Source organism: Pseudoalteromonas sp. MSK9-3 (assembly GCF_003590335.1).
Classification (GTDB): Bacteria; Pseudomonadota; Gammaproteobacteria; order Enterobacterales; family Alteromonadaceae; genus Pseudoalteromonas.
Map to the genome: position 1 here is coordinate 92559 of NZ_MIET01000014.1, position 10038 is coordinate 102596.

A 10038-nucleotide genomic window follows, 5' to 3' on the forward strand; every position below is an offset into this window, starting at 1 on the left:
AGCGCGCTCATTTATATTTAAGCTGCTTGACTTGCTTTATTCTCTGGCGGCTTTGCAAGCTCTACAGTATGTAGGACATGTTGAATATCAGACCAATGTAATAGCTCAATTCTGCCGTCTTTATTTTCTACCAAAGCAGTGCAGTTTTCTATCCAGTCGCCATCATTACAATAAACAATGCCATCAGACACTTTTAGCGCAGGCTGATGAATATGACCGCAGATGATCCCATCGACGCCTTGTTTTTTAGCTTCATGAATGGCTGCAGCTTCAAATGCTGCGATGGCCTCTCTCGCTTTATGTACGCGGTTTTTAATCCATGACGCCAAAGACCAATAGTGACCTCCGTAAATACGTCTGATACGGTTAGTCCAACGGTTTAAGAACAAGAGAAAGTCGTATCCCGCATCGCCTGCAATACTTATCAGCTTGTTGTATCGGGTTGCTGAATCAAAATCGTCGCCGTGAACTAGCAAAAAGCGTTTGCCCGCAGAGGTAGTGTGAATAAAGGTTCTATGTACTTCGACATTAAACAAAGAGCGACCAACATAGTGACGAAATGTTTCATCATGATTGCCGGGAATATATATGACTCTAGTACCGGACTCAGCTTTAGCCTGAATGCATTCAAGTACTTTATAATGACTTGGCTCCCAATAAAATTGACGCTTCATAGACCACAGGTCGACGATGTCTCCAACTAAATACAGCACATCACAATCGGTTCGATTTAAAAAGTCGAGTAAGTAGTCCGCTTTACAGTCTTTATAGCCAAGATGGAGATCTGATATCCAAATACTTGGGTAATATGTCGTTTTCATTAGCCTTTATCTCTAGCGTAATAAGACTTAGCTTAGTTTTTGATAGTGACAGTAAAGCGACGGCAATAAGAAGAGATTATGACAAGCGGCTGTTATAGAAGGGAGAGTGGGGGTAGAGGTTGGTAAAGCAAAAAGTGGCGAACTAAATCGCCACTTTTAATGTGTTTGGTTTATTTAAACCAAGTCTTAGTTGCCATTAATTGCATTACAGATCTCTGTAACAGCTTGGTCAATGTCTAACATCAGTTTTTCGCCAGTACGGCGGTTCTTTAACTCAACTTGGTTATTGTCTAAATTACGTTCACCAATAACCAGCGTATATGGTACGCCGAGTAGTTCCATATCATTGAACATCACACCAGGACGCTCTTTACGGTCATCGAACAGTACGTCGATACCCGCAGCTTTAAACTGGGTATATAAGTTATCTGCAATGTCTGGAATACGATGTGACTTATGCATATTCATCGGTACAATTGCCAATGTGAACGGGGCGAGGGCTGTTGGCCATTTTATGCCGTAGTCATCATTGTTTTGCTCAATGGCAGCTGCAACAATACGAGATACGCCAATACCGTAACACCCCATAGTTAGCATTTGGTTTTTGCCACTTTCACCGAGTACGCCCGCATTCATACTTTCTGAGTACTTTGTACCAAGTTGGAAAATATGACCCACTTCAACACCACGCTTAATTTGTAGTACGCCTTTACCACATGGGCTCGGATCGCCTTCTACTACATTACGAATGTCAGCAACGGTAAAATCGGTTACATCGCGATCCCAGTTAACACCGCTATAATGTTCACCGTCTTTGTTAGCGCCAGCAACAAAGTCAGCCATAATTGCAGCACTGTGGTCAACAATAACTGGTATATTTAAGCCTACAGGACCCAATGAGCCAGGCTTGGCACCAATTGCTGAAATTATGTCGGCTTCTTTTGCCAGCTCAAGTGGCGCGTGCACGAGTTCGTGTGCTTGTGCTTTGAGTTCATTAAGAGAATGATCACCACGCACGACTAAAGCAACTAAACCGCGTTGCTCATCTTCATCAGCAGCACCATAAACAATGATGGTTTTAACACCGCGGTGCGGCTTAACACCGTGTTTGGCTTTTAATTGCTCAATGGTGCTTGCTTCAGGTGTGGCAAATGTATTGAGTGCTTTTGACGCCTCAGCACGTGTTTCAGTTGGCGCTAATGCTTCTGCTTTTTCAATATTAGCTGCATAGTCACTGCCATCACTGAACGCAATCGCATCTTCACCAGACTCGGCTAACACGTGGAATTCATGTGATACACTGCCGCCAATAGAGCCAGTATCAGCAATTACTGGGCGGTAGTCTAAGCCCAAACGCTCAAAAATATTACAGTATGCTTGGTGCATACGCTCATATGTTGCAGATAAACAGTCTTCACTCAAATGAAAAGAGTAGGCGTCTTTCATTGTGAATTCACGCGCACGCATTACACCAAAACGCGGTCGAACTTCGTCACGCACTTTAGTTTGTACTTGGTACAAAGTGATTGGGAGCTGCTTGTAGCTATTGATTTCTTTGCGAACAAAGTCGGTGATCACTTCTTCGTGTGTGGGACCTAGTGCGAAAGGGCGATTGTTACGATCTGAGATGCGTAATAATTCAGGACCAAACTGATCCCAGCGACCTGACTCTTGCCATAGGTCAGCAGGTTGGATCACAGGCATTAGCATTTCAATTGCACCCGCTTTGTCCATTTCTTCACGCACGACTTTTTCAACATTGCGTAAAACTTTAAGACCAGATGGAAGCCAAGTGTAAAGGCCTGAAGCCAATTTGCGGATCATACCCGCTCTAAGCATAAGCTGATGGCTGATAATTTCAGCATCTGACGGCGTCTCTTTAAGAGTCGCTAAAATGTATTGACTAGTACGCATGGTTGTTCCGTTCGTAATATAGTTATTTTTCGTAGTAATTCCGCGTAGTTTAACAGTGCTAGCGGTGCAGACAAGTAATTATTCTAACCAGTTATTGTTTGGTTATCTCTATAACTTGATTATGGCTTTCGTCGACCTGCCAACGGATATTAAAATCAAACAGTGTCATGCCATAAAACTGTGTTTCTTGCTTTTGCTTTTTGTAAGCTGGACGAGGGTCTTGCTTCAAAACATTAGCGATAAAATCACGTAATTCTGGATAGGTAGTTTGCGCTGCAATAAACTCATCGGCTTGTTCACTAAAACTCACCGTCATATGTGTTTCAGGACGTGTGTCGGCGAAACCTGCACTGGCATCGGGCATTGCATCCGAATAAGGTAGGTAGGGCTTTATGTCTACAATGGGCGTGCCATCAAGTAAATCGATACCAGATAACAATAAAGCCAGCTGCCCATTTTTATACTCGATACCTTCTAACTTTACCGCGCTCATACCAATGCCATTAGGCCTAAACGTGGCGCGGGTTGCAAAGACCCCTTTTTTTTCATTGCCGCCAAGACGAGGCGGACGCACCAATGCGGAGTAGCCTTTGTCAGCAGTTTCATGGAACCGAAATAAAAGCCAAAGGTGCGTAAACTCATCAATGCCACGAACAAACTCTTCACGATTAAAGTTTTGGCAAAAGAGTAACTTTGCTTTGGCTTGAGGCACTAACCTTGGTTGACGAGGTATGGCAAACTTTTGTTTATAAGGGGATGAAATATGGCCAATAGGCTCAATTTGGTAACTATCCACAGGATCTCTTGTCTGGTCGTACAGCTGTTAACGTATAGTGTCTATTGTACGTGGGAATAAAAAATTAACCAATGTGAAATAGGCTGTAATGGCATGTAATATCATTATTTTAGATTGAAGGATAATCTAGTGCTCAGATAAAACAGAACACTAGGACGCATACCTATTATCATGGGTGTAAATAATAATAACGACCCTAAAATACCTACACCTTGTGCTCATGGCACGCAGCTAACGCCAGACAGTTACATCGAAGTCTTAGGTGAACGGGCGGGTGGGTTACGGCATCATTGGTCAGAGCAGACGACCATCTTTGCTCAGCTGCAAAAGCAAACTCGTGCTAACCGAAGAGAAGAGCAAGACAGTAAAGATGAGTTTGATCAGCTTTTATTTGCCTGTTGTGAGTCAAACCTCAAGCAGTACAGCCCGCAAATTCGGCACGAATTCTTTATCTACGTACTGCAAAGTAAACCAGTTTTAAGGTCGTTATACACGTATTTACGGTGCAGTGATGTGTCTGCTGAACATTACGAAGCAATTCTAGAGAATGCCAAGTCAATGTTACAGCGCAATATTATAGAGCCGAGTTCAGAGCTTACTTTGCATTTAAAGTCGATGAGTAACCATGCAATTTATGGCCTTGCCCGCGAAGCGCTCGCTTGCGCTTATGAAGCGTAGCGCGTGTTATATTACAGCAATGAAATTGGTAACGACTCATGTTAACTTGCTTCGAATCGGTCGATGATTTTTACAACGAGTGTTTTAGCTTCAACAAATTCAAAGTCATTAATAAGCTCTTCCAGCGCTGCTGAATCATCGGCAGACATAAAGTTTAAATCCGTCAGCTCATTGACTGTTTCTATGGCTTCTACATCACTGGAGTCAATAAGCTCGGCCAGTAAAGTGAGTTTCTCTTTTATGCTTCCTTTGTCGAGTGTACAGGCCTCGGCTGCTGATTTTTTTGCATCATTACTACTAGTGCGTTGGCTTAACCGACGTGCAATTTCCCGCAAGTAAGCAATGATGTCATGGATTTCATCGGTGCTAACTTCCTGCTCGTTATTTATCGCGGTCTCAAACTTATCGCCTGCGTCCGCTAAGCGAGCTGCACATAAATTCGCAGCTGAACCTTTAAGCGAATGAGCAATACGTGAAGCATGTTCAGTATCGCCAATAATAAGCGCTTGCTCTAAATTGATCATTTCTTCAATTTGATTATTAATGAACTTCGTTAATATGCTCCAATAGGCCTTTTCGTTACCACCAATACGCTTTATACCTTCGTTAAATGAAATACCTTCTAATTCGGTTTGAGATTCTGCTGGGGCAGTGGCGTCATTTGTGGTTTGCCCACTGTTTTTTACGTCATTAGATGACGGTATCTGCACCTGTTCACTTTTAGATGACTTACTTATTGATGCCTGTTCTATTGCAGAGTCTTGTGGTTGCTCTAATGCAGCATGAATCGTATTGATCATGGTATTGAAGTTAATCGGTTTCGCAATATGACCATTCATGCCAGCATCGGTGCATTTGTCTACATCTTCTTGCATGGCATTGGCGGTCATCGCAATAATTGGCAGGGCCGTGAATGACTTGCTTTTACGGATTTCTCGGGTTGCCGTCAGTCCATCCATCACTGGCATTTGCATATCCATTAAAACTAAATCAAAGTTTTGGTCTTTTATCATATTGACGGCTTCTAACCCATTGTTGGCGATCGTGATATGCAGATTGACCGACTGGAGCATTTCGTAGGCGACTTCTTGATTAGTTATGTTGTCTTCGACTAATAACACCCGTTGTTGTGCAAAGCCTGTACTTTCGATATCTGACACGGGGGCTGCATCATGGTCTGAAGGGCGTTGCAGGCCGTAACACTCCATAATGCTATCGAGCAATATAGACGCATTAACAGGTTTAATAATTAAGCCATCTAATAAATCACTGATCTCCTTGTTCATGCCGACTTCTTTGCCATAGGCAGTCACAAGTATCATCTTGGGCTGCTCTGACAGGTTCATATTACGTATGTGTTTAATGGTATCAATGCCATTCATGCCAGGCATATTCCAATCCATAAAGATTAAATCGTATTGAGCAACCTCTAATTCATTAATGGCCTCTCTACCGCTACTTACACTGTTGACGGCTAAGCCCATTGTTTTCAATAAATTGTTTAAAATAGCACGTGCGCTGTCATTGTCATCGACGACCAACGCTTGCTTCTCTTTTAGATTTGCTTCAGGACACAAGAAGTTGCGCATTTTTGCTTCTTGTAAGCCACAGCGTACACTAAAGTAGAACTCAGAGCCTTTACCAACTTCACTATTAACCCCAATTTCGCCGCCCATGAGCTCAACTAAATTTTTTGAAATACTTAACCCAAGGCCAGTACCGCCATATTTCCTGGTAATAGAGCCATCGGCTTGCGAGAAGGCTTCGAACAACTTGGCTTGCTGTTCGTTTGATAGGCCAATACCACTGTCTTTAACGCTAAATCGTAGCATGACGTAGTCACTATTTTGCTCAACTATGGTCACGCCTATGACAATTTCACCTGTTTCGGTAAACTTGATGGCATTACCACATAGGTTTATTAAAATTTGGCTCAAACGCAGCGGATCACCTATCAGACTAATTGGTACGTCAGGCGAAACATCTAGCAATAACTCTAAGTTTTTCTCTTGTGCTTTTACGGCATTGACTGTCGCCACATTGTCGGTGACTTCATCCAGTAAAAAGTTGACTGACTCCACTGTCATTTTCCCAGACTCAATTTTCGAAAAGTCTAGGATGTCGTTAATAATACCGAGAAGGTTCTTTGCTGCTTGATCAATCTTGGTCACATAGCCAAGTTGTTGTGTGTCTAAATCAGTTTTAAGTGCTAAATGACTCATGCCAATAATCGCATTCATTGGGGTGCGAATTTCATGACTCATATTTGCCAAAAACTCCCCTTTGGCGGTGCTCATTTGATCTGCTTGTTCTTTAGCTATGATGAGCTGTTGCTCCATTTCTTTGCGCTCTGTCACATCTAATATTAAGCCAACAATCCCTGCGACCTCACCATCAGCATTGCAAAAGGTTGCTTCGTAAATAACGACATCTCTGGGCTGGCCTTTTACGTTAATGAGCGTCATTTCATAATTATGACTTCCGGGGTCTTGTAACAGACTTAATTCTGAGTCAACAAACTGCTGCGCAATATCTTTGCTAAAAATTTCGTTGGGTGCTGCGCCAATAACGTCGGCGTCAAATGTGCCGATAAAATCATGAAATATAGAGTTAACACCCAAATATTCTCCGTCGCGATTGCGGTAATACATGGGATTAGGAATCGCATCGAGGATCTTACGGTTCAGTTCTAATTGTTCCAGTACTTTCTTTTCGGTATTTCTTTGCAGCTCAATATTTTGCGTCAACTGTAAACTAATGGCTAAGTCTTGAATGACGGACTCTATCCATTCAAAGTCTTTATTAGAGACAGGTTTTAAACTGCCTAATTCTAATAAACCAACACATTCATTACTGACTATCAATGGAAAGTAGTACAGCTCAGATAAATACAAGCTTTCTCCATTTAGCTCAATTGCATATTGAGACTCGAGTAATGACATAGAGTAGGTTTGTTTACTACTTAAGACGTGAAAGTGAATTGAATCATAATTGTCATATGTGGAAGGAGACTTTTTACAATATCCCGTCCCTGCAACACGGGATAACTTTTCGTCGTTAAAAACATATAACCCCAGTAGCGGGACGGATAAGCGGCGACCTAAAAACTGCATAAGCTCTTCACCAAGTTCTTTGGCTGAGTTCTTGCCACGTAGTGCCAATCCAAAGTCTTTCATGATGGTATTAAACTGCAATTGTTTTGAAATATTGTGCAATAAAGTATTCATTGCTCGGGAGAACTTTGCGAGCTCGCCCTGAGTTTGTGTATCAAGTCTAAAGTTGTAATTATTGTCTGCAACATGAGAAACCACTTTTTGCTGCATATTTGAAACCGGTTTTATGTACATTTTCCAAAGGAGATAAAACGATAAACCAATACTGGTTATTAGTGCAATACTCATGAGTTTTTGAATAAAATGCGAAACCATTAAGACATTAACATTTTCATCGATTTTGCTTTGTAGTTTATTGGCCATATGCCAGTGCGCATCGTCAATTGCGCTCATTATTTTCGCTTTTTCTACAAAGTATTCATCGCTGTACAAAATACGTTGGGCTGCAATTAAATCAGGCGCGACTTGCACAGTCCAGTTCCCAAACTTATCTTGCGCTATACCCTTGACCGCATTAAACGCACGTTGCTCGAGCGTAACCAGTGCGTCGGACGTTGATAAAGCAAGCTTCATTTGGCTCAGTTCATAATCATCAATTCCGACAATTTCAAATCGTTCGATAATTGATGGCCCTTTAAAGTCTTGAGTTAGCTCAGGTGGCGCTGAAAATGGCGAGGCGAGGACATCCCAATAACTATACGATTGTTGGTCTGGTCTTATCGCTTTTCCTTGTCTAACAGCTAAGACGTAGTTGAATAAATTATACCAGCGCTTATTACCCGTCATTGCATAAGTTCGTGCAAAATTGGTCAATTGATCTGAACTTTGTTTTAACTCTTGGGCTAACTGACTGAGTTTCAATAATTGCGCGCTATCTTGCTGCTCTAACTTCTCCATGTTTTCCATTTTATGAGCAATGTATTGAATTGCGATACTCATACTGAACATCACTGAGAAAATAGATATAAATAAAGTACGTACGCTGAGCATATAAATTTACCTAACTATATTTGGCACGATCACAAGAATAGACCTAATATGTGTTTATTAGCTAATAATAAGCGAACAAAGTAGGCGTAATATAATGTCAGATAAGTACACTGTTCTGGTTGTTGATGACGCAAAAGAAAACTTAGCGGTCATGTCGCAGTTACTCAAAGATGAGTACCGAGTGGTGGTTGCTAAAAGTGGAGAGCAGGCATTAAGTTTGTTGGCAAATCAAAAAATAGACATTGTATTACTTGATGTCGTTATGCCGGGCATGGACGGTTACCAAGTCATTGCCCATATCAAGTCACAAGATAGTTTAAAAGATTTACCTGTCATATTTTTAACTGGTAAAGACAGTGTTGAAGATGAAGAAAAGGGGTTTGAGCTTGGCGCTTGTGACTATATCAATAAGCCAATAAGCCCGCCGATTGTGAAAGCGAGGGTCAGAACACATATTCAAAACAAACGAACCCGTGACTTTTTGCAAGACCAAAATATTTTCTTAGAAAAAGAAATTATCAACAGAACAGAAGAAATGTCACGGCTACAAGATGCGACTATCACAGCAATGGCAAGCCTCGCTGAAACACGAGATCAAGAAACCGGCAACCATATTCGCCGTACCCAACTATACGTAAAGTTACTTGCAGACAAACTACAAACCCATGAAAAGTATAAAGACCGGCTTAATATCAAGCTGATAGATATTTTTTATAAATCAGCACCACTTCATGACATTGGCAAAGTTGGTATTCCAGACAACATTTTGTTAAAACCCGGCAAGCTTGAAGTAGATGAATTTGAAGTCATGAAAAAACACACAGACTTTGGTTTTAAAGCCATAGAAGATGCAGAGTCTGAAATGGGAGCCGATGATACATTTTTAAAAGTGGCAAAAGAGATTGCGCATTACCATCATGAAAAGTGGGATGGCAGTGGCTACCCCGACGGGCTTAAAGGGGAAGAGATCCCGCTGAGCGCGAGGTTAATGGCTATCGCTGATGTATATGATGCGCTGATAAGTAAACGGGTATACAAAGATGCCATGTCGCACGAACAAGCAATGAAAATCATTTCTGAAGGTCGAGGCTCACATTTTGATCCAGACATGATCGATGCATTTTTTGAGATAGAGCATGAGTTTTATGATGTGGCGCAGAAATACACCGATGGTTAAATGTGCTGAAAAACCTATGGGCTTCTACGAGCCTATGTGTATGAAGTGATGCACATAGCAAAGGGGCTATACAAAGTGACTAGCTTAGCTTTAGTATTTTGAGTTTTAAGTATATATGATTCACCTCTCAATATGATAAATGGGTCAAAGAGGAGTGTGTAGTGGTAAAGTTTGTTGACGTGTTGGGATAACTGGTGAACGGGTGTGCGCTGTACCACTATCTCAGGTTTTGCCTGATCTGTGGTTACTAGTACTGGCTTGATCGACCCCTAGTTTTCTTGCTAATTGCTCCTGAGTCCATTTTCGCTCTTGTCGCATTTGTCTTATCGAACGCTGAACGTATAGCTTAAAGATTATTAATCTTATTCCTTCTTGTATTATTAATCACACCTGCATCCTTTGCTTATCTCATACGCGCAAATTATCAGCTAAGTAACTGTGTGGCAAACATTTGTTAACAATTAGGTGGTGAGTTAGGTATTTTATGAAAGTTTTTATATAAACGCGTCATTAGCATGAAAAAGAGGCAGGTTTAGAGTGGTAAGTAAA

General features: G+C 41.5%; 7 protein-coding genes. 2 read left to right on the forward strand and 5 right to left on the reverse strand.

Translation table 11 applies throughout. The annotated features are described in order from the left end of the window. Positions 1-17: 17 nt before the first annotated feature. The 3 genes from BGP78_RS06400 to tsaA all read right to left on the reverse strand — a co-directional run bounded on the left by BGP78_RS06400 (position 18) and on the right by tsaA (position 3531). The gene (locus tag BGP78_RS06400; protein WP_119860627.1) at positions 18-821 is read right to left on the reverse strand and encodes a UDP-2,3-diacylglucosamine diphosphatase; all 804 of its coding nucleotides are present in this window, start codon (positions 819-821) and stop codon (positions 18-20) included. A 186-nt stretch (positions 822-1007) separates the two neighbouring features. Beyond that, the gene (locus BGP78_RS06405) at positions 1008-2735 is read right to left on the reverse strand and encodes a proline--tRNA ligase (protein WP_119860628.1); all 1728 of its coding nucleotides are present in this window, start codon (positions 2733-2735) and stop codon (positions 1008-1010) included. 91 nt (positions 2736-2826) lie between these two features. Then, positions 2827-3531 carry a tRNA (N6-threonylcarbamoyladenosine(37)-N6)-methyltransferase TrmO gene (gene tsaA, locus BGP78_RS06410; protein ID WP_119860629.1) on the reverse strand — a complete coding sequence of 235 codons (705 nt, stop codon included), beginning with the start codon at positions 3529-3531 and terminating at the stop codon, positions 2827-2829. A 171-nt stretch (positions 3532-3702) separates the two neighbouring features. Between tsaA and BGP78_RS06415 the strand changes: the two genes are divergently transcribed. Continuing rightward, positions 3703-4209, forward strand: coding sequence for a hypothetical protein (locus tag BGP78_RS06415; protein ID WP_119860630.1), 507 nt, complete (start codon positions 3703-3705; stop codon positions 4207-4209). 41 nt (positions 4210-4250) lie between these two features. Here BGP78_RS06415 and BGP78_RS06420 read toward each other — a convergent pair whose 3' ends face one another. Further along, entirely contained in the window at positions 4251-8312 is a 4062-nt protein-coding gene (locus BGP78_RS06420; RefSeq protein ID WP_119860631.1) for a hybrid sensor histidine kinase/response regulator, read from the reverse strand. Positions 8313-8406: 94 nt separating this feature from the next. On the opposite strand from BGP78_RS06420, the gene BGP78_RS06425 reads away from it, so the two are divergent. Beyond that, positions 8407-9489, forward strand: a complete 1083-nt coding sequence (locus BGP78_RS06425) for a two-component system response regulator (protein WP_119860632.1) — start codon at positions 8407-8409, stop codon at positions 9487-9489. Positions 9490-9711: 222 nt separating this feature from the next. Here the strand turns inward: BGP78_RS06425 and BGP78_RS06430 are convergent, their stop codons facing one another. After that, positions 9712-9807, reverse strand: a complete 96-nt coding sequence (locus tag BGP78_RS06430; RefSeq protein WP_119860633.1) for a helix-turn-helix transcriptional regulator — start codon at positions 9805-9807, stop codon at positions 9712-9714. Between the last annotated feature and the right edge of the window lie 231 nt (positions 9808-10038).

What these genes read in the sequence shown, in the direction of transcription:
- BGP78_RS06400 (WP_119860627.1), bottom strand. Translation starts at nt 821, where the DNA reads ATGAAAACGACATATTACCCAAGTATTTGGATATCAGATCTCCATCTT.
- BGP78_RS06405 (WP_119860628.1), bottom strand. Translation starts at nt 2,735, where the DNA reads ATGCGTACTAGTCAATACATTTTAGCGACTCTTAAAGAGACGCCGTCA.
- BGP78_RS06415 (WP_119860630.1), top strand. Translation starts at nt 3,703, where the DNA reads ATGGGTGTAAATAATAATAACGACCCTAAAATACCTACACCTTGTGCT.
- BGP78_RS06420 (WP_119860631.1), bottom strand. Translation starts at nt 8,312, where the DNA reads ATGCTCAGCGTACGTACTTTATTTATATCTATTTTCTCAGTGATGTTC.
- BGP78_RS06425 (WP_119860632.1), top strand. Translation starts at nt 8,407, where the DNA reads ATGTCAGATAAGTACACTGTTCTGGTTGTTGATGACGCAAAAGAAAAC.
- BGP78_RS06430 (WP_119860633.1), bottom strand. Translation starts at nt 9,807, where the DNA reads ATGCGACAAGAGCGAAAATGGACTCAGGAGCAATTAGCAAGAAAACTA.